Genomic DNA, 19566 nt, shown 5'->3' on the forward strand with positions numbered 1-19566 from the left:
GTCAGTGACCACTGAGCACTAGCGTCTTGATCGGCAGCAGCAGAGCCTGGATCCGAAGAAGCAATGCATGAACGAGGGCTGTCGCATCGACGGCGTGCAGGGCGAAGCCCTTCAACGCGCCGGTTTTCGGATCGGCAATCTGGTCGTGGTTGCTCGTGTAGGCATTGACGATGCAAGTGCTGCCCGGCGTCACGCCGTCGAGGCCGTTCTTGTAGAGCGGCTCGAGGAACACGAGGATCGAACCCGGCTGGTCCAGATTCTTCGGGTCGATCAACAGCTCGCTGGCCCGAAACTGGCCCGTGGCGATGAAATCTTGCACGCTGGTGACGACCAGCGGAATGATAACCCAGGGCTTCGACATGCAAGTGGCTTCCGCGACCATACCGGGTTTCATCACCTGGGCCTCGATCTGCCCGAACCCCGCCTGCAGCCTGTTGCGACCTGCTTCCTCGGGTATCATGACTCCGGCCGGCCGCATGATCTGGGCGACGAGATCTCCGGGACGAACGAGGAATTGCTCGACGCGGCCGTCAACGCCGGCACGGACGAAGGTCTTGTCGAGATCGACCTGCGCCTGTGCGCGCGCGGCCTCGGCGCTCGCCTTCTCGGCCGGCAGCAGTGTGGAGATGCGCAATGTCGCCGACTCCTTGGCCGCGCTGGCGGCATCGACGCCGGCTTGCCGCTGATCAACCAGAACCTGCAGCTTCTCGATGTCACGTTGCGGCACGATGCCGGGATTGCGGCGCTGCAAATCGCTCTTCACGTCCAGTTCGTCCTTGGCCTGCTGCAGGGAGGCTTTCGCCTCGCCGATCTGAGCGTCCGCCTTCACGACGTCGGCCTGCGCCGCGATCAACGACGCATCCACTTCGGCGATCTTTCGCTTGGCGGTCTCGAGTGCAGCCTCTTGCTTCGAACTGTCGAGCCGGAACAGAACGTCTCCCTTCTTCACCGCCGCGGTGAAGTCGACGTTGACTTCGACGACACGGCCGGAACCCTCAGGCAAGATCGGCACGGTCCTGAAATAGATCGCTGCGTTGGTGGTCGAGGGATGGAAGTAGAAGATCATCGTGATCAGGGAGATCGTGAGCATCAGGCAGCCGGTGATACCCCACCGAAGTTCGTACCAGACGGAGAAGAACGTGATCTCCTTGCCGAACCGCTTGCCCTGCCGATAGCGACGGTAGAGGTAATCCGGCAGGATCGTCACCAGCGAGCAGATCATGAGCTCAAGCATGGTTGAGCACCTCCAGCTTCGCCGCGGCCTGGACGTCGGAGCTGCCGCCGGGTACCTCGGCCTCGGCTTCGGCAGCGGGCGTGCCCGGTGCGGCGTCGGCAATGCGCTCGACGGAGTCGGCTATGCTGCGGATCGGCGTGCCGAAATCCGGCAGGTCGATGAGCGCCAGCAGCAGGCCGGCGACCCAGAAGATATGCATATGGGTGAAAAGCGAAATCAGGCCGAGAACGCCGACGATCTCGAACTGAAGCTTCTGGGACTTGTGCGCCATGCGCTCCGGCAAACTGTGCAGCTTCCAGTAGAGGGTGCCAACCCATAGGACCGTGCCGACAAGGAAAATGCCCATCACGACCGTCAGGGTGTCCGAGCCGTCGGCGCCGGGCATGAAGAACGGCAGATGGTGCGGAGCCAGCGGATGCATCTGTTCGCTCAAGCCAAGCCTCCCTGCGGCGATCAAATCGCCGCGACCCTCGAACGACATTGGGTGCCCTCCTATCGCCCCGATTTGATCTGGATCAAGGATGGCGGTTGGCTGGTCCCTACCTTTGAAGCGCAAGGTGGAAGATCGGGCCTTAGGAGTCCCCAGCCATGCGAGACAAGATCGATGACCTGATCCCGAACGCGCACGAGATCCAGAAGCAGGCCGCGTCCAAGGAAGCCGAAAAGGCCGAGGAGCATGCGAAGCGTGCGGCCGCCATCGAAGCTGAGAAACTCGCCTTGATCGAGCGGCTCAGCAAGCCCTCCGGGCTCACCGAGGACGAGAAGGTCAAGCTGGCGTCGACGGTGATTCAGCGCGCGGTGCGCAACGGCTTGAGCGAAGTTCAGGTCTATCGTTTCCCGAACTCGCTGTGCACCGACAAGGGGCGGGCCATCAATCAGATGGAGGCCGGCTGGGAGAAGACGCTGACAGGTATACCCAGGGAGATATACCAGCTCTGGTCCGACTACCTGCAGCCGCGCGGCTACCGCATCCTCTATCAGGTCGTCGATTACCCCGGCGGCATGCCTGGCGACATCGGCATCGTCATTGCCTGGGGCGACTAGCTCAAACGATAGACGGGGTATCCATGGCGAAAGACAAACCCGCCGATAAGATGAAGCGCAAGGATTATGAAGAAGAGCTGCAGAAGCTACAGGTCGAGCTCTGCCGTCTCCAGGATTGGGTGCAGGCGAACAAGCTCAGGGTCATCATCCTGTTCGAGGGACGCGACGCTGCTGGCAAGGGCGGAACGATCAAGGCCCTCACCGAGAAGGTCAGCCCGCGTGTGTTTCGCGTGGTCGCCCTCCCCGCCCCGTCCGATCGCGAGAAGTCCCAGCTGTTCATCCAGCGCTACATGCAGCATTTTCCGGCTGGCGGGGAAATCGTGATCTTCGATCGCAGCTGGTACAACCGCGCCGGCGTCGAATATGTGATGGGGTTCTGCACGCCGGAGGAGCACAAGCGGTTTCTGTCGCTTTGTCCGCAGATGGAGCAATACATCATCGAGGGCGGCATCATCCTGATCAAGCTGTGGCTCGAAGTCGGGATGGACGAGCAGGAACGGCGCTTTCGGGCGCGGATCGACGATCCGATGCGGCAGTGGAAACTGAGCCCGATGGACACGGAATCCTACCGGCGCTGGTACGATTACTCGCGCGCGCGCGACCTGATGTTCAAGGCCACGAGCTCGAAGCACGCGCCCTGGAACGTGATCCGATCCGACGACAAGCGGCGGGCACGGCTGAACTGCATCTCGTTCCTGCTGAAGAACATTCCCCACGGACGGATCAAGCGCGACAAGGTCAAGCTGCCCAAGCGCTCAACCAAGGGCCGCTACAATGATCAGGCCGGTCTCCGCGGGATGAAGTTCGTCGAGGAGCGCTACTGAAAGGCCAGGCCGCGGCGAGCGTGCGACCTGGGTCTCTCGAACCTACTTCAAGCGGATGGAAACGCCGCCCACAGCGGCCGAGACCTCGGCGCCGACCTTCGGGCCGCTGAGCTGCAGGATCACGCCGTTAGCGTTTTGCAGTTGCACCCCACCGGCGCCCGCGGCAATTGCTCCGCCGGCGCCTGCGACGCTGTAGGAGCCTTCGATCGAGGCGGGTCCCCTGAGGTTGATGGCACGCCCGACAAGCTTGGTGGTCGAAGCACCGATCGTGAAGCCGACGCTCATACCCGACACCGTGAACGGATAATGCTTGCCGCGCAGCGTTAGGACGCCCTCGCCGCCTCCGACGCCGACGATGAAACCACCCTTGGTGAAGATGACAGCCACCGAGCCGGTTTCAGCCAACGATGGCGCGCTGAATCCGGCCACGCCGATCGCCAGTGCAGCAAGAGCTCCGATCAAACCCGCCTTCCTCATGTTCCCTCCAGGACCTGTTGTGTCGAATACTATGAAGCAGCCTTCAGCTTCGGCGCTGCCGTCTTCGGCCTGCCTTTCCTGGCGAGCGCCTCGGCCGTCACGAGCTTCAAGCCCTCGGCCGCGTCGTAGCCATGGATCTCCTTCACATCCAGCTTGCGCATGAAATCGATGGTTTCCTGTGTGATCACCTGGCCGGGCACCATAATCGGGAAGCCAGGCGGATAGGGGATGACAAAATTCGCCGAGACGAGATCGGGCCCATCCTTCAGACGCCGGTCGATCTCGGGATCGTTCAGGCGAATATATTCGCATCCCGCGGCGTCATAGGCCGAGTAGAACCCGCCGCGGATGTCGCCCTCGTTTGTCTTGGTGCCGGCGTCGCTGCGATAGGCGGCGTGGAAATGCGAGAAGTTCGGCAGGTCGGGCACGTCCTTCATCAGGCTGTTGACACGCATGTCGAAATCGACCCTGGCGGTCGCGCCGGCCTTGGCGAGCCCGCGATCGATCTCACCGGCAATTTCTGCCAGCACCCGGACGAGATGCGCGACATCGCTCCGCGTGTTGTTGATGTTGGACTGGATCAGGACCGAGTTGCGCGAGGTTTTGTTGACCTGGATGTTATAGCGGCTAGCGAGCAGTCCCTTGAACTGCGTACCGTCGTACCCGGCCGTGCCGCAGACCAGCGTCATGCGGGTCGGATCGAGACAGAACTCGTCGTCGTTCAAGCTCTTCAGCGCGCTCGCCCAGTTCGTGCCATCAGCCAGATAATCCGTGAACCCGCTCTGGCGATATTGCTTCGGCACCATGGCATCGGCGCCGAGCACGCGGAAATACCGGGAGATCAGCGGGTTGGTGTTGACCGCATTGCGGATCGCGAACGCGATCTCCATGGCATTAGCGACCAGTCCATAGCCCTCGAGTTCCATCTGCCGGCGCGAGACGTCGAGGCTCGCGATCAGCTGCTGGTTCGGACTGGTCGAGGCGTGGGTGAATACCGCCTCCTTGAACTGCGCCTCGACGGTTTGGAATTCGATGTCCTTGACGGCCAGCATCGAGCCCTGCCGGATCGCCGACATCGACTTGTGCGTCGAGTTGGTCTGATAGACCCGCAGTCGGATTTTGCGCGGATCGGGGATCAATCTGGTCTTGAGCAGAACCTCATCGGAAGGGTTCTTGCCGAGCTCGGCCTGCTGCTTCTCGTAGGCGGCGACCGATTTGGGATCGCGGATCCAGGCCTCGATCTGGTTTGCCGCCCCCATCGCGGTTCGCCGCCGCAGGAACGGTGAGAACCGCGCGAAGCCGAACCAGGCCTCGTCCCACAGGAAGATCAGGTCCGGCTTGATGGCGAGGCATTCCTCCATTACCCGCCGCGTGTTGTAGATGTGACCGTCGAACGTGCAATTGGTCAGGTCGATCATTTTGACCCGGTCGAGGCGGCCATCGGCCTTGGCGTTCAGAAGCGCCTGCTTGATCGTGTTCAGCGGCACCGCGCCGTACATCGAGTATTCCGTCATCGGAAATGCCTCGACATAGAGCGGCTGCGCGCCGGCCAGCACCATGCCGTAGTGGTGCGACTTGTGGCAGTTGCGATCGACGATCGCGATGTCGCCGGGGCCGAGCAGTGCCTGCACCGCCATCTTGTTCGATGTCGAGGTGCCGTTGGTTACGAAGTAGACGCGGTCGGCGCCGAGGGCACGCGCGGCCTTCTCTTGCGCCTTCTTGATGTTGCCGGTCGGCTCGAGCATGCTGTCGAGGCCGCCGGTGGTAGCGCTACTCTCCGCTAGGAACAGGTTCAGCCCGTAGAATTCCCCCATGTCGCGGATCCAGTCCGACTTGAACACGGACTTGCCGCGCGCGATCGGCAGCGCGTGGAAGGTACCGATCGGCCGCTGCGCGTACTTTTTCAGATTGTCGAAGAACGGCGTGTCGAAGCGGTCCTGCACGCCTTCCAGAATTGAAAGATGCAGTTCGAGAATGTCCTCGACCGAGTAGAACACTCGGCGCACAACGTCGGCCTCGGGATTGCCTGCCAGCTCCTCGACGTCGCGATTGGACATGAGGTAGAGGTCAAGCTCGGGACGGACCCGCTTCAGGATATGGGCGAGCCGCAGTGCGGACGCATCCGACTCGTCGTTGAGGCCCATGGCGCCAGTCATGGCACGAAGCACAGGCGCATCGTGTCGCGAGCGCAGTCCAAAGCCTTCGTTGATCACGACCGCCGCAATATTGGGGTTGAGCATGGCCGCACAGAAGGCGTCCTCGAGATTGCCCACCACGACAGGCTCATAGATGAAGGCGTCGACCGGACGCCGCAGCTTGCGCCACTCCGACAGGAGCCCCGGCCAGTTTCCGGCCGGCACACCGGTCACGATCAACGTTTCGAAGTAGGGACGGCGCGCCGCCGATAGTCCGAGAGTCGGCGGGAGAAGATCGGGAACATCGCCATTGCCCTCATCCTGCGTGCTCCAGTCGCTGGCGTGCTGGCGGAAGGATTTGGTCTGAAGCGCTTGGGCGATCCGCGCCACGAGCATATGCGAGGTAGCGGCGTCGCCTGCTACCGCGGCTTCCTTCAGCGCGGCCATCAAACGCAAGCCCGGGTAGCCGTGAAATTCCTCCGTCACCGCAAGCGCCGACAGCGCGGCCTCATATGCCGCAAGGTCGCCACCGCTGCTCCACATCTTGGCCGCCTCGACGAGATCGCGCCAATTGTCGGCTCGCCCGCCGGGTCCCGAGAAGAACTGGTCGATGCGCTGCTGTGCCGGCTTCGCCTCGTTTGCCATTATTGTCTCCCGATCTTAGCGCTGGTGCTGTCCAATCGTAAGAACCGCGATCATCGTCCTCTTTGATCCAAGTCAAACCGCAGCCCAATCGGGCCGGTTAACGAGCTAGTTCGCCGGCGGAAACTAGCGCACCCACTCGCCTTCCCCCGGATCGACATTCAAGCCCGCCGTATAAAGCCGCAGTGACTGCATGCGGTTGCGCCGACGAAGCCGATACGCGTTGATTCAGATCAAGGCCTCGCGGTCGGTGACGTGGCTGCTGTCGTGCCCAGCTCGATGACCGTTGGATGAGGTTGCATGCGTCAGCACCGCTTACGGGCCTTCACAATCTGTGCGCTTCTACTGCTCGGCCTGACCTCACCTGCGCGCGTCGACGACAAGGGCTCGCCCGAGCGCCTCCAGGAAGAGATCTGGGTGTTGCCGCTTCCACTGCCGATGTTCGCTTATCTGGTTCGTCCGGTCGGCGACGGCCCGTTGCCGCTGGTCATCATGAACCATGGCGTCTCGCTCAAACCCAGGGATCGCAGCTTCTTCCCGCTGGTCGAATTCCGCGATGCCGCGATGTGGTTCGCACGGCGCGGCTATCTCGTGGTAGCGCCGGTCGGGACCGGCTATGGCGCGGCAGCGATCGATATTCCCGAACGCGGGATTTACGGCCCGTTCTTCTCCAAGATCGGCAAATGCACTAATCCGAATTTCCTCGATCCGGGCCTCGCCGTCGCGCAGGTCGATCTCTGGATCATCGACTATTTAGCGGCCGAGCAGCGCATCGTGCCGAAAGACGTCATCGTGGTCGGACAATCGGCCGGCGGCTGGGCGGCGATCGCGCTGTCGAGCCTCAATCCACCCCAAGTCAAGGCCATCATTACCTTCGCGGCAGGCCGGGGCGGCCGTGTCGATGGCAAGCCTAACAACAATTGCAATCCCGACAAACTGGTCGAAGCGACGGGCGCGTTCGGGCACACCTCGCGGGTGCCGATGCTGTGGCTCTACATCCAGAACGACACGTTCTTCGGGCCGGTTCTATCGAAACGAATGCACGAGGCCTTCACCACCGCTGGCGGCCGTGCCGAGTACCATCTGTTGCCGCCGTTCGGCGACGAAGGGCACTTCCTCATCGGTTCTCCCGATTCCATTCCCACCTGGTCGCCATTGGTCGAACGATTTCTGGGCAACGTTCGCTAGGTAATCACGCCCCGCTGGAGGAGCATCCATGGTCCGATATGAAGTCTTGGCCAAGTTGATGCTGTTCGCGGCCGGCATCAGTGCGGCCCACGGCCAACAGGCGCCTTCACCGCCCGCCGCGGTCAAGCACGGCGGCGAGGTAGCCCCGCGGGGGGCGCGCTCGCTGGTCCGGGACATCAAGTATGGCGAGTGGCGAAAGCTCTGCTTCAACGCCGCCGGCGCCAAGACATTGTGCCGAACGACGATCACCGGCACCTTCGCTACCGGCCAGACCGCGGTTCGCGTCGATCTGGTCGAACGCGAGGACGGCAGCGACCGCGTCCAGCTCTTCCTCCCGGTCGGGATGTATCTGCAGGCAGGGGTCAAGCTATCGGTCGACCAGAAGGCCGTTCATCGCCTGCCCTATACCTGGTGCGTGACTAACATGTGCATTGCGGCAGATGTCGCCGATCCCAAGCTGCTCGAGGACATGGATGGCGGGAAAGCGCTCTCAGTCGAGGTTGTCGATAGCAGCATTCTGACGATGACGACCTCGGTGCCTCTTGACCGCTTTGCGGCCGTGCGCAAGGGCGTCCCGGCGCTGACGCTCGATCAGGCCATTGATGAATAATCGGGACCGCAATCGCTAGGCGACGCCTTCCAACAGCCGCTCGATCGGCTGAATCAGCGAATCGGCGGTGAACGGCTTGGTCAGATAGGCCACGCATCCCGATGCCATCGCGGCCATGCGAGTCGCCGGGTTGTCGTTTCCGGTGATGTAGATGACCGGGACGTCGATGCCCAGATCCGCGAGGCGATTGCGCAACTCGATTCCGGAACCATCGCTGAGATTGATGTCCAGGACCAGGCACACCACGCTTTCAAAGCTGCCATCCCTCAGCAAGGCGCTCCCGGTCTCAAACAGCCTGGATGCAAATCCATACTGCCGCAGAAGCCGTCCGATCCCACGGAGCATCGAGGGATTATCATCCACGACGAAGACGAATTTCGCGGTCGGCAAATCCTGAGGCCTCGTCCTGATCGCTGAATGACCTTCATCCGCCTGTAGACGAGGGACATGTCAAGCGGCTATCGGCGTGCAACATCGTCGCAGCCAATGGCGGAGATACGCTCCGTCACAGAGCTTTCATATTGTACCATGGGACAGGACGAGCAGAGCTCCCGGTGGATCAAGCCTTGATTTCATCACCGGATGCGCGCGTGCCGAGCCGCTCCGCGATCGAAACCAGCTCGGCGAGTGACTGCACCTGCATCTTCTCCATGACCTGGTGACGATGCGCTTTGATCGTGCGTTCGGTGGTGCCAAGCTCGTGCGCAACCTGCTTGTTGATCCGGCCGCACACGATCAGATCGAACACCTGCCGCTCGCGCGGGGTCAGCTTCGCCAGCAGCGCGCGGAGTGAATCGAGCCTGTTTCGCTGGCCAAGGGCTCGTTCATGCCGCGCGACGGCACGATTGATTGCCTCGATCAGCTGGTCGGAGGCGATCGGCTTGGTCAGGAAATCCTCGGCACCGGCCTTGATGGCCTGGACAGTCGTCGCGGTGTCGGCATGTCCGGTCAGGAATACGATCGGAAGCGTCGACCCCAGCTCGTTCAAACGACGCTGCAACTCCGGGCCACTGATTCCGGGAATGCGGACGTCGAGCAGGATACAGCCGGTCTTCTCGTCGTCGGGCGATCGATCGAGCAACTCCCGCGCCGATGCATATGTGGCAACGCAATAGCCTGCGAGCTTCAGCCGGCGCTCAAGAGCTGCGCGAAACGAGGGGTCGTCGTCGACTATGTGCACGTAAGCGTGCATTATCGCTCCACCGCCGGATGATCGCCGCTATCTGTAGAATGATGATCAGCGGCAATCTGAAAAATGCTGCGTTCGTCGTAAATCCGACCTTACGTTTCGGCAAGCAAGACCCAAACGCGCTAAGCCGCCAGTGGCAGCGAGAGGTGAAATACCGCTCCTCCGCCGGACTGATTCTCAGCCCAGAGCTGGCCGCTATGCGCCAGAACGATCGTCCGTGCGATGGACAGGCCGATGCCCATCCCCTGCTCCTTCGTGGTGAAAAACGGATCGAAAATATCGTTCAGGCTGTCCTGCGGAATTCCAGGACCGGAATCGCAGATCGAAATCACCGCCGACGCATCGCCGTTGACCTCGGTCCGGCCGATGATCGTGCGTCCGTAGGGCATTTTGGCCATCGCATCCATGCTATTGACCACAAGGTTGAGGATCACCTGCTGCAGCTGCACCGGATCACCTTTCACCGGCAGAGTCTGCGGTGAGGCCTGCAAATAGATTGCGACGTTGCGCGCGGACGCCTGCAGCTTGAGGAAGTCAAACGCTTCCCGCATGATTTGGTTGAGATCGATCTCCTTTTTCTCAAATGGCGCACGCTTCAGCAGGCTGCGCATCCTGCGGATCACCTCGCTTGCACGGAGATCGTCGCGCTTGATGTCGGAAATGATCTCCCGCACCTCATGGAGGTCGGGAGCTGGCGAGGCCAGGATCAACTCCGCGCTCTCGGCATTGGTCAGGATCGAGCCCAGCGGCTGGTTCAGCTCATGGGCAATCGAGGACGAGAGTTCTCCCGCAGTCGCCTGTCGGTTGATATGGGCAAGGTCAGACAGACGATTGCGGGATTCGACCTCGGCCTTGCGCCGCATGAACCGCTCGTGCAGCAGGAATGCAATCAGTGTGGTTTGAACCACGAGCGCCGTGGTAAGGGCGATCGCCCGCCAGCGGTATTTTTCCAGGAAGGTCGGCTCACGAAAGCGAATTTCGCTGCCTTTCGGCAGCTTCGCTTCGCTGACATTCCAGCGCTGCATCTGCCGCCAGTTGAAGATCGGCTTCACGGCATCGACCACCGACGGGGGCAGGCTTTCCGGCGCCTCGCCATCCAGAATTCGCAGCGACCGCCGCGCCGCCTCGGCGCCGATCAGCGAGGGGACAATGGTGAATCCGCCGATGCCGCCGGCGTCGAGGAAAGTTTCCGACGCAACGATGATCGGCCGATTTGCTCTTGCCGCGACAAACGCGAGGGCGTCCGAGGGCGGATAGTAATTGCCTTTGCCGTCGCTATAGAGGCCCGTGTAGATGATCGCGCTATGATCGGGGAGCGCCTTGACGCGCTCAACGACGTCAGACATCGGATGGCCGACAATCTCGATGATGTCGAGACCCGGAATGCCAGCCGTAGCCTCGTCCTTCCAATTCCGGAATAGAACCTGCCTATCCCATTCCGCACCAATAAACACCACAGACCTGAGACCTGGCACCACGGCGCGGGCGACGGTGACGGCGTCCCTGAGCTTCGAGGTCACGATCCCGCCGGTGACATAGGCCGGCGGACGCAATCGCTTGAAATCGGCCTCTTCGACCAGTGCGAACACGATTGGCGTGTCGGGCCAAAGCTGCGGGCGCCAGCGGAGTGCAAGCTCCAGCGCAGCCGCCCCAACCGTAACCACGACGCCGATCGGCCGATCGCGATACTTCGCCTCGAGAAACCGCCGGAAATCCTCCTGATAGGCTTCACCGCCGAAGCGATTGAGGTCGAGGCTCTCGGTGTAGACGGTGGTCGGCGCGTGACCGTGGGCGCTCACAGCGTCCCTCAGCCCAACGAACACCTGGTAATAGAACGGCCCACGCCGATCGGACTGGTCCAGCACCAGCATGGAATGGGGGCGCATCTGTTGCGCCCGCAGACCAGCCGGCGCCAACAACACAGCCAGCAGGATGATCAGTCCAGAGAGCCGAATTGCACTGCCCATGGCGTTCGGAGCCGGAGACCAACAAGTTGAAAACCTAGCACCCGGTTATCGTCGTGAAAATTGAAAAGTAATCTAAGACGGTGCGCATCAATTACGAACAAATTGCCGCATTTCGCGCACCCTGTCCTTTGGGACAATGCCCTCAGGACCAATAGAGACTGACCGGGCCCTGTCGTAGAGATTGCGCGCGGACAAGCATTTCGAGCCGCCACGGACGCTGCAACAGTCGTTATCCAAGAGAGTTGGTCCATGTTCGCTCGCGTCAATGTCAGACCGGCCAATATACCGAGCATCCTCGGCGGGCTGACCGCCCAGCATACCAACTGCATCACCAGCGAATTCCATTACCGGAAAGGCACCGAGATCTACGGAGAGAAGGAGCCGGCGGAGTACGTCTACCAGGTCGTTTCAGGGGCAGTCCGTAGCTACAAGCTCCTGTCCGACGGACGCCGTCAGATCGGCGCCTTTCACCTCGTCGGAGACATTTTCGGCCTAGAGAATGCCGAAACACACCGGTTCACGGCCGAGGCCATCGTCGACACTGATGTGCGCCTGATCAGGCGGACCAGCCTCGAACGGGTGGCTGATTCCGATTTCGCCCTGGCTCGCAACCTGCTGATCATGACCACCAGCAACCTGCGGCACGCCGAGGATCACATGCTGCTGCTCGGCCGCAAAACCGCGTTGGAGCGGGTCGCCGCGTTCCTGCTCGAAATGGATCGCCGGCTGACCGGGGTCGGCGTCGTCGCCTTGCCGATGTGCCGGCGCGATATCGCCGATTACCTCGGGCTCACCCTCGAGACGGTATCGCGTGCGCTGTCCAAGTTGCACAGCTATGGAGCACTCGACTTCCTCGGCTCGAACCAGCGCGAAATCATGCTGGTCGACCGTGACCAGCTGGCCAGGCTGGACAACTGAGCGCGGCGTTACGAGGATTTCGCGAGCATCCCCTGGCGTTCGATGGTCTTTTGCAGCACTTCGAACAGGACCGCCGTCGACCAGCCGAACATCAGGATGCCATTCATGGCCGCCATCGGCCCGACCAGCAGCCACTGCTTGACCGGGGTGATGTCGCCATAGCCGAGCGTGGTGTAATTCACGAAAGCGAAATAGAGCAGATTGCTGCCGCCGGATGCTGCGCCGAGCAGCCAGTAGGCCAAAGTCCAGACCACGATCTCAAGCGTGTGAGCCAGCATCAGCGCAAGCGCGGTTGCGACCATCACGCCGCTGAGTTCTAGCCACGCCCGGCCGGACGTAGTCAAGCCGATGTTGCGAAGCCACCCGATGGCCGCAACAGTCCACAGCGAATGGATCACGATGTTGATCGCACTGACCGCCGATCCTACGAGGAGCTGAAGCAACATCATCGCTCTCCCAGCAGCCGCGCGCGATCGTCCCGTATCCACGCCGTGACCAACTCCCAGGCGACCGCGAGAATGATTGGACCTATGAACAGGCCGACCATGCCATGGGCCAGTGTGCCGCCGATCACCCCGACGAGGATGACGGGTGCCGGTGTGGTCAGGCCCCGCCCCATCACCAGCGGCTTCAGCACATTGTCGAGGACACCGACAACCAGGAAGAACAACGTCAACGCAAGCGCCGTCGTGAAGTCCTTGGCCGACCAGAGCCAGATGATAATTGGAACGAGCACGATCGCGGCCCCGACCTGCACGATCGCCAGCAGCATCACGACAAACGCCACGAGCCCCGCACTCGGAATTCCAGCCAGCTTGAAGCCGATGCCGGCCAGCAGGGACTGCAGAACGGCGATGCCAATGACGCCCCGGGAGACCGCCCGAATGGTTGTGCCTGCAAGGCCGAGGAAGTGCTCGCTCTGTTCCGGCACGATGCGGGACAGGAAGCTTCGGCACACCGCGGCAAGCTGCAAGCCATGCGGAAACAGAAACCCTGCGAGCACGACCGCCAGCAGAAACTTCAGCATCCCAACCCCGGCATTGCTCGCAAACGCAAACAAGGTCCCGCCTAACGGCTTCAGATGCGGAACGACCTCGCGCAGCACGGCGCGCAGATTGGTCGACGCCCGATCCCAGACCTCATAGAGCGGCCCGCCGACCAGCGGCCAATCCTTCACCTCCGGCGGCGGCGACGGCACAACCACGTTGCCGGCGCTCAATTGCCCGGCGAGCTCCCTCACCCCCTCGACGGCTCCAATCCCCAGCCAGGTCGCCGGCCCGATGACGACGCCCAGCGAGGCCAAGGTCAAGACGAGAGCCGCGATGCCGGCGCGGCCGCCGAGCATGCCCAAAAGCCAATTGAAGACGGGATGGAGCGCGACCGCCAGCACCACGCTCCAGGCCAGGATCGGCACGAACGGCCGAACCAGAACGAACGACCAGGCGATTAACAGCGCCAGCAATCCGAGGCGAATTGCGAGCTGAATGAACTCGTCTCCGGCCACGAGCTGGCGAAGGGTTTTCAAGGGCGTGCTTTCGATTGAGCGTCAGCAGGCACGCAGGAATCGGTGCCATCGCCCTGGAACGCACGGCTTGATCCAGATCAAGCGCCGGCTCGCCCCAGGCTGCGAAGCTTGGCTGCGCACGATCGAAAAGCCGGCTTCCCTTTCGGCTGCCATGCGATCACGACTGCCTGTGTCACCCGATGTGGAGGACGTCATGATGAACACCAGAACCTTGCTGGCCCTGACCCTGCTTGCGAGCACGATCGGTATTGACGCCGGCCAGGCAGCCCCACTACCGACCAGCATCGCCGCGATGAAGGGCGCGGTCGACAATGCCACCGTTCAGGTTCGGTGGGGTGGCTGGGGCGGCGGCTGGGGCTACCGCGATTGGCGCGGCTATGGCGGCTGGGGCGGATATCGAGGATGGGGTTATCGCGGTTGGGGCGCGGCTGCTGCTGGCGCAATCGTCGGCGGAGCCATCACAAGCTCGGCCTATTACGGTGGATATCCCTATTACGGCACCGGATATGGTTACGGCTATGGCTCCGGATACGGCTATTGCCCGCCCGGCGGAGGCTACGGCTACTACCAACCGCATTACTACGGCTGGTAGGCCAGCGCATCCGGCCCTTCGGTGATGTCACCGAAGGCCGAGGAGCGAACGCCGATAGCCGCTCTCGCGCGCTTCATTCCTGCACACGAAGCTGCCACTAAAGCCCTTGGCATAGCGTCGCTGCTCTTTGAGGTAATAACGGCCACGGTGAAAATCGAGCCAGACCACGCTATCGCCGGGGCAATGCCGCTGGGCCTGAGCCTCATACCGGAAAGGCGTCAGCGGCAGCGCAATCGCCTGTTGTGCGCAGCAAAGCAGGACGATTGCGGCCCAAGCCCCGACGCCTAAACTTGCGATCGGGCAATCTCGACGTCCGATCGAATTTGCAGCTAATCTGAAGCGCATTCATTGCCGCCGGGAGTGATCCGTGTCGTGCTGAAAATCCTGCTCATATTGCCTGAGCTTCGCGGGCGACGCACCTGAATACGGCGATTTCAGCATCACGCACGGATTATGCGCAGCTTGTGAAGCGAAGCGGTCATCGATGAGGCGATCGCAGCAAGCGCCGGCCCGTCGACATCCTGATCGGCATGATCGCCCCGATGATTGACCAGATCGGCGAGGATGCGCATGTCGTCGCTGACATCAGATCGCTCAACTTCAAATAAGGTGCCGTTCAGGATGACAGCAATCCAAAGGCGATCGCCACACTCGACAGCATCCCGGCGGTCATGACTACGACCCTGAAGGCAATATCACCGTCGACCACGTCGAACCAAGCACGCAGCCGATTGCGAACGCCAGCCTGCCGGCCTGCGCCATGCACTTGCCAAAACTTATGGCGGTCGTACCCCATGATTGCCACTGTGGATCATGGTTCAACAGGATGACCAGTGCAGCTTGTGCCAATCCATCAAACCCAGATGCGGCAGATTCGATGACCCAATTTGGCTATGCGGCCTGCCCGGTGCCGCCGCAACATGCTGAGACAATGCATTAGCGGCTTGGCGGCCCACCACCAGAGCCGGATCGCTCAAGCCGGAACGACATATCTCGGGACACCTCGCCTGACGTTCGCTTCTCGCTTGGCGGAGGTCCGTCTCTAAGCTTCCTTTCGAGTCTGCGGTAATCCGAATCGGACGTTCCTCTTCCGACGCGCTCTTCGAGGGCATCGCGCCACATATGGAGCTCTTTGATCCAGAGGTCGCCGTGCGAGCGACGCGATCAAACGGGTTCCGCTCCACAACCTTCAGCGAAGCGAGCTCTTCCCTATTCAAATACGCCATCCTTCCTGGCGGGGTCATCACCATCTTTCCAATCACCGACGGAGGAACACGGAGCTTGGCCGATAGCCTTGCCAGCTTGATCGTGTCGCGAAGCGTACCAAGGTCTTCGTTGCCATGCATGTTGGAAACCGAATGGACGCCGATCTTGCCGTCCGGCGCCACGTAACGCTTCGCGCCCGCCAGGAAGATAAAAGCGCATGCCGAGTCGCATTCTCCGGAAACGTAAGTGGCGAACTGTTTCTGGTGTACAAGCATGGCGATCCGGAAACCCTCGTAGAGAGAGCCTCCGCCGGAATCGAGATCCAGGCCGACGATCCGTCGCTCTGCACCAAGGTAACCGCGGAAACGGACAAAGTCCCCATCCCGAATGTCATCCCTGAGTTTCAAGACATCGCCGAAGCACCCGGGGACACGGGAAAATTCCATCGCGAGACAGGTCGTCGCGAACAATGCGACCGCGATGTTCAAGACGAGGGCGGTAGCCGGCATCGAGCGACCACGACAAGGTCGCATCGCCAATCCGAGCAGATCCAGACAGCACTGCGAGGCATTCCGGCTCTTTACGTAGGCATCGGAAAATAGCGCGCTGAGGACTCTCAAAGCGTGCGTCTTGGCTTCCACGGCGCTCCCCCATTTGACCCTGGATCTCGCACGAAAGACAGAACATGGAAGCCCGCCGTAGCTTGATCTGAATCAAACCAACAACTTCGCAGGCAGGGTCCACGACGATGCCATTGAGTCCTGAAGGTCAGCAGGTCGCCGGTAGCTTCTTGTCGCGCGGCGACGACGGTGCCGTTCGCAGGCGTCTGCAGACACTCGGCACAATGCTGGGGGCTTGACGAAGGGGCAAACGCGCGGGAAGCCCGTCGGATGAATGCAATTGCTGACCTGCGAGGCGACGCATCGCGCCTCGCATGCAACGGCCCTCGTGATCGACGCGGCTGCCGACTCAGGTTGATTCAGCACGCGCCACACACGACAAAACAGCCGAGGTAAAAGGGGCTCCGCGCTATGGCTCGTCGGCTGATGGTTGCGGGGTGATTTGAACCTACGAGCTAAGTCACTGAGACTGTTACGCTCGATTGGACGGCAAAACAAAGCCCCAGCAAACCATTGAGGTTGCTGGGGCTTTTGACCGACTTGGTTGCGGGGATAGGATTTGAACCTATGACCTTCAGGTTATGAGCCTGACGAGCTACCGGGCTGCTCCACCCCGCGTTAAACCGTTGCGTGCCTTGCAGAAAGAGTGCCCGAACCTGCCGGCCAACGCGTCTAACGGCGCCGATCGATCCGTCCGGAGGGCTTCCTGAGAAGGCGACCCGGGCCGAAGCCGTCGGGTGCGGGGCGTATGTATCAATGTGAAGTGGGTTTGGAAAGCCCCGGATGCGGGTTTTTGAGGATTTTGTGACGTCCAGATCACCGGTTTTCCTGACAAAATGACCGCCGGGAACCGGGGCTTGCCAGACCGCCCGCAAAAGCGGAGCTTGGCGCCAACAAAATCCGTCAAGGAAATGTCATCCGAGGGGGAACGCCATGGACCGGCTGTTGAAGAGCCCGGGGCTGTACGCGCTTGAGGAGACCTTTCACCGCCAGATCGAGCTGTCACGGAGCGAGCCGGCGCCGACATTGCAGGCGCGGCTCGACCGGCTGCGCCGCCTGCGCGCCGCCCTGACCGAGAACGAGGCGCGATTCGAGGCGGCGATCTCGGCCGATTTCGGCCACCGCTCCACCGTCGAGACCGCGATCGCCGAGACCATGCTGGTGCTCGGCGAGATCAAGCACGCGGCCAAGCACCTCAAGTCGTGGATGGCGCCGCAAAAGGTGCCGACCACCATGCAGTTCGCGCCGGCAAAGAACCGGCTGATGCCGCAGCCGCTCGGCGTGGTCGGGATCATCGCACCGTGGAATTATCCGCTGCAACTGACGCTGGCGCCTGCGGTCGCCGCGATCGCGGCCGGCAACCGCGCCATCATCAAGCCGAGCGAGCTGGTGCCGCGCTTCGCCGAACTGCTGGCCGAGGCGATTGAAAAGAAATTCGACCCCACCGAGCTCGCGGTCACCGCGATCGACGACGACGTTGCAAAGGCCTTCGCCGCGCTGCCGTTCGACCATCTGATCTTCACCGGCTCGACCCGGATCGGCCGGCTGGTCGCGGAAGCCTGTGGCCGCAATCTGACGCCGGTGACGCTCGAGCTCGGCGGCAAGTCGCCCGCGATCGTCGACGGCTCCGCCGACATCGACGAGGCCGCGCAGCGCATCGCCTATGGCAAGCTGCTCAATGCCGGGCAGACCTGCATCGCGCCCGATTACGTGCTGCTGCCGCAAGCCGCGGTGCAGCCGTTCGCGATGCGGCTGCTGGGCCATATGCAGCACATGTTCGGTACCAATCCGAAAAATCCCGACTACACCTCGATCGTCTCGGACCGGCACTACGCCCGGCTCGAACGCCTCGTCGCCGACGCCGCCGCAAAGGGTGCGACCATCATGCAGCCGGCGGCGCCGAACGATCCCGAATGGAAGGGAGTGCGCAAATTTCCGCCCACCGTCATCGTCGATGCGACGCCCGAGATGACCGTGATGCAGGAGGAGATCTTCGGACCGCTGCTGCCGATCATCGGCACCCGCGACACCGATGAGGCGATCGCCTTCATCAACAAGCGCGACCGCCCGCTGGCGCTGTACTGGTTCGGCACCGACAATGCCGCCCGCGACGCGGTGCTGGCGCGCACGGTGTCCGGCGGCGTCACCGTCAACGACTGCCTGTTCCATTTCGCGCAGGCCTATCAGCCGATGGGCGGCGTCGGCGCGTCCGGCACCGGCGCCTATCACGGCGAATGGGGATTCAAGACGCTGACCAAGCTGAAGCCGGTGTTCTACCGCTCGCGCTTCAACCGGCTCGCCGATCTCTATCCGCCCTATGGCGCGAAGGTCGCGCGACTGGAGAAGCTGATGCGGATGTTGTCGTAGCCGAACGGCAAGAGAGTGGGGGAAACATACGTGACTGACACGGCGAGGACAGCGACGTCGAGACCATGGTCGCGGGCTTCAAGATGACCAGGCGGCTGCTCGACACGCCGGCGGAAGGCGGCCGATATGACCAGGGCGGAGATGCGGGCGCGGTAACGATCGCGGCCAATACGAGACATCGTAGCCCGGATGAAGCGAAGCGTAATCCGGGATTTCGCGCACAGGCTCCCCGGATTGCGCTGCGCTCCATCCGGGCTACGAACTCGCACGTTCGTCGCGCCCGGAATGACGCCTGTGGCGGGCGAGGAGGATGATTTCTTTACCGGCATCGCATAGGCCGGACATCGACAGGTTGCGGAACACGGACGATTGATTGCTACAATTGTCCTCGATGCAAACCGGTTTCATCAACCTGGGAACCGTAGGAGATCGGGGCAGGAAATCGTCATCCATGAACCTCTTCGACATCGTCGTGATCCTCGGGCTGCTGTTCGCAGTCGTCACCGGCTTCACCACCGGCCTGCTGCGCAGCGCGGTCACCATCCTGGCCTATCTGGTCGCCATGCCGATTGCGGTCGCGGTGCTGGCGATGATCGGGCCACACATCGCGACGCTGCCGTCGTCGCCGTTTCCGCCCAACGGGGTGCTGCTGTTCGGCCTGTTCCTGCTGACCGGCGTCATCCTCGGAAAGATGGCGCGGACGATGCTCGACGACACCATCGGCGCGGAGATCGGGATCGGCGACCGGCTGGGCGGCGCGCTGCTCGGCGCGGTCAGGGTCGGCCTTGTGGTGACCACGCTGGTGCTGGTGTTCGACCAGCTGGTGCCGCTGGCGAAGCAGCCGCAATTCCTCAACGGATCGCAATTGCGGCCGCTGTTCTCCGCGGCGGGTCAGGCCGGATTCCGCTCGCTGCCGCCCGAAGCTACCATGGCGATCGAGCGGCTGCGGCGGGAGCAGCGCATCTAGCCCGTTGCGCTGGCCCGGCCGCTCCGGCCCGGCATGCACTTATGCATTGCACCTCCCTTAT

The 19566-nt window shown here is 62.1% G+C and carries 22 protein-coding genes and 1 tRNA gene; 8 read left to right on the forward strand and 15 right to left on the reverse strand.

Annotated features, from left to right (window positions below):
- Position 1 precedes the first annotated feature (1 nt).
- Together ACVINW_RS05500 and ACVINW_RS05505 are read right to left on the reverse strand one after the other, a co-directional pair.
- Positions 2-1234: an HlyD family secretion protein gene (locus tag ACVINW_RS05500; protein WP_456756309.1), complete on the reverse strand. Its 1233-nt coding sequence runs from the start codon at positions 1232-1234 to the stop codon at positions 2-4.
- Positions 1227-1667, reverse strand: coding sequence for a hypothetical protein (locus tag ACVINW_RS05505; protein WP_456756310.1), 441 nt, complete (start codon positions 1665-1667; stop codon positions 1227-1229). Before ACVINW_RS05505 ends, ACVINW_RS05500 begins: the two co-directional genes overlap by 8 nt.
- Before the next feature lie 155 nt (positions 1668-1822).
- On the opposite strand from ACVINW_RS05505, the gene ACVINW_RS05510 reads away from it, so the two are divergent.
- Together ACVINW_RS05510 and ppk2 are read left to right on the forward strand one after the other, a co-directional pair.
- Entirely contained in the window at positions 1823-2278 is a 456-nt protein-coding gene (locus tag ACVINW_RS05510; RefSeq protein ID WP_456750358.1) for a hypothetical protein, read from the forward strand.
- Positions 2279-2301: 23 nt separating this feature from the next.
- On the forward strand, positions 2302-3102 hold the full coding sequence (gene ppk2, locus ACVINW_RS05515; protein ID WP_456750359.1) for a polyphosphate kinase 2: 801 nt from the start codon (positions 2302-2304) through the stop codon (positions 3100-3102).
- A 42-nt stretch (positions 3103-3144) separates the two neighbouring features.
- Here ppk2 and ACVINW_RS05520 read toward each other — a convergent pair whose 3' ends face one another.
- Positions 3145-3579 carry a hypothetical protein gene (locus ACVINW_RS05520; RefSeq protein WP_456750360.1) on the reverse strand — a complete coding sequence of 145 codons (435 nt, stop codon included), beginning with the start codon at positions 3577-3579 and terminating at the stop codon, positions 3145-3147.
- Between the two features lie 29 nt (positions 3580-3608).
- Complete coding sequence (locus ACVINW_RS05525; RefSeq protein ID WP_456750361.1) at positions 3609-6359, reverse strand: decarboxylase; 2751 nt, start codon at positions 6357-6359, stop codon at positions 3609-3611.
- A gap of 297 nt (positions 6360-6656) precedes the next feature.
- Between ACVINW_RS05525 and ACVINW_RS05530 the strand changes: the two genes are divergently transcribed.
- Together ACVINW_RS05530 and ACVINW_RS05535 are read left to right on the forward strand one after the other, a co-directional pair.
- Positions 6657-7544, forward strand: a complete 888-nt coding sequence (locus tag ACVINW_RS05530) for an alpha/beta hydrolase family protein (protein ID WP_456750362.1) — start codon at positions 6657-6659, stop codon at positions 7542-7544.
- 28 nt (positions 7545-7572) lie between these two features.
- Positions 7573-8154 carry an invasion associated locus B family protein gene (locus ACVINW_RS05535; RefSeq protein WP_456750363.1) on the forward strand — a complete coding sequence of 194 codons (582 nt, stop codon included), beginning with the start codon at positions 7573-7575 and terminating at the stop codon, positions 8152-8154.
- Positions 8155-8169: 15 nt separating this feature from the next.
- On the opposite strand, the gene ACVINW_RS05540 is transcribed toward ACVINW_RS05535, so the two are convergent.
- The 3 genes from ACVINW_RS05540 to ACVINW_RS05550 all read right to left on the reverse strand — a co-directional run bounded on the left by ACVINW_RS05540 (position 8170) and on the right by ACVINW_RS05550 (position 11310).
- Entirely contained in the window at positions 8170-8544 is a 375-nt protein-coding gene (locus ACVINW_RS05540; RefSeq protein WP_456750364.1) for a response regulator transcription factor, read from the reverse strand.
- Between the two features lie 169 nt (positions 8545-8713).
- Positions 8714-9346, reverse strand: coding sequence for a response regulator transcription factor (locus ACVINW_RS05545; protein WP_456750365.1), 633 nt, complete (start codon positions 9344-9346; stop codon positions 8714-8716).
- 119 nt (positions 9347-9465) lie between these two features.
- On the reverse strand, positions 9466-11310 hold the full coding sequence (locus tag ACVINW_RS05550; protein ID WP_456750366.1) for a sensor histidine kinase: 1845 nt from the start codon (positions 11308-11310) through the stop codon (positions 9466-9468).
- A gap of 249 nt (positions 11311-11559) precedes the next feature.
- On the opposite strand from ACVINW_RS05550, the gene ACVINW_RS05555 reads away from it, so the two are divergent.
- Positions 11560-12228 (forward strand): helix-turn-helix domain-containing protein, encoded by a 669-nt coding sequence (locus ACVINW_RS05555; RefSeq protein ID WP_456750367.1) that lies wholly within the window; start codon positions 11560-11562, stop codon positions 12226-12228.
- Positions 12229-12236: 8 nt separating this feature from the next.
- On the opposite strand, the gene ACVINW_RS05560 is transcribed toward ACVINW_RS05555, so the two are convergent.
- Both ACVINW_RS05560 and ACVINW_RS05565 read right to left on the reverse strand, forming a co-directional pair.
- Positions 12237-12674, reverse strand: a complete 438-nt coding sequence (locus tag ACVINW_RS05560) for an ion channel (protein ID WP_456750368.1) — start codon at positions 12672-12674, stop codon at positions 12237-12239.
- Positions 12674-13753 carry an AI-2E family transporter gene (locus ACVINW_RS05565; protein WP_456750369.1) on the reverse strand — a complete coding sequence of 360 codons (1080 nt, stop codon included), beginning with the start codon at positions 13751-13753 and terminating at the stop codon, positions 12674-12676. Before ACVINW_RS05565 ends, ACVINW_RS05560 begins: the two co-directional genes overlap by 1 nt.
- 193 nt (positions 13754-13946) lie before the next feature.
- Here ACVINW_RS05565 and ACVINW_RS05570 point away from each other — a divergent pair, with 193 nt between their 5' ends.
- Entirely contained in the window at positions 13947-14345 is a 399-nt protein-coding gene (locus ACVINW_RS05570) for a hypothetical protein (protein WP_456750370.1), read from the forward strand.
- A gap of 27 nt (positions 14346-14372) precedes the next feature.
- On the opposite strand, the gene ACVINW_RS05575 is transcribed toward ACVINW_RS05570, so the two are convergent.
- The 5 genes from ACVINW_RS05575 to ACVINW_RS05595 form a co-directional block, all read right to left on the reverse strand.
- A complete protein-coding gene (locus tag ACVINW_RS05575; protein ID WP_456750371.1) occupies positions 14373-14690 on the reverse strand; it encodes a hypothetical protein in 318 nt (105 codons plus the stop codon).
- A gap of 95 nt (positions 14691-14785) precedes the next feature.
- Complete coding sequence (locus ACVINW_RS05580; protein ID WP_456750372.1) at positions 14786-14917, reverse strand: hypothetical protein; 132 nt, start codon at positions 14915-14917, stop codon at positions 14786-14788.
- Between the two features lie 44 nt (positions 14918-14961).
- Positions 14962-15141 (reverse strand): hypothetical protein, encoded by a 180-nt coding sequence (locus tag ACVINW_RS05585; protein WP_456750373.1) that lies wholly within the window; start codon positions 15139-15141, stop codon positions 14962-14964.
- Between the two features lie 22 nt (positions 15142-15163).
- Positions 15164-16192 (reverse strand): hypothetical protein, encoded by a 1029-nt coding sequence (locus tag ACVINW_RS05590; RefSeq protein WP_456750374.1) that lies wholly within the window; start codon positions 16190-16192, stop codon positions 15164-15166.
- 520 nt (positions 16193-16712) lie between these two features.
- Positions 16713-16789, reverse strand: a tRNA-Met gene (locus ACVINW_RS05595).
- Positions 16790-17104: 315 nt separating this feature from the next.
- Between ACVINW_RS05595 and ACVINW_RS05600 the strand changes: the two genes are divergently transcribed.
- Positions 17105-18538 carry a coniferyl aldehyde dehydrogenase gene (locus ACVINW_RS05600; RefSeq protein WP_456750375.1) on the forward strand — a complete coding sequence of 478 codons (1434 nt, stop codon included), beginning with the start codon at positions 17105-17107 and terminating at the stop codon, positions 18536-18538.
- On the opposite strand, the gene ACVINW_RS05605 is transcribed toward ACVINW_RS05600, so the two are convergent.
- Positions 18487-18867: a hypothetical protein gene (locus ACVINW_RS05605; protein ID WP_456750376.1), complete on the reverse strand. Its 381-nt coding sequence runs from the start codon at positions 18865-18867 to the stop codon at positions 18487-18489. The two genes, ACVINW_RS05600 and ACVINW_RS05605, sit on opposite strands and share 52 nt — an antisense overlap.
- 122 nt (positions 18868-18989) lie before the next feature.
- On the opposite strand from ACVINW_RS05605, the gene ACVINW_RS05610 reads away from it, so the two are divergent.
- Positions 18990-19505 (forward strand): CvpA family protein, encoded by a 516-nt coding sequence (locus tag ACVINW_RS05610; protein WP_456750377.1) that lies wholly within the window; start codon positions 18990-18992, stop codon positions 19503-19505.
- Positions 19506-19566 lie beyond the last annotated feature (61 nt).

The sequence above is a fragment of the Bradyrhizobium sp. USDA 4461 genome (assembly GCF_054055655.1).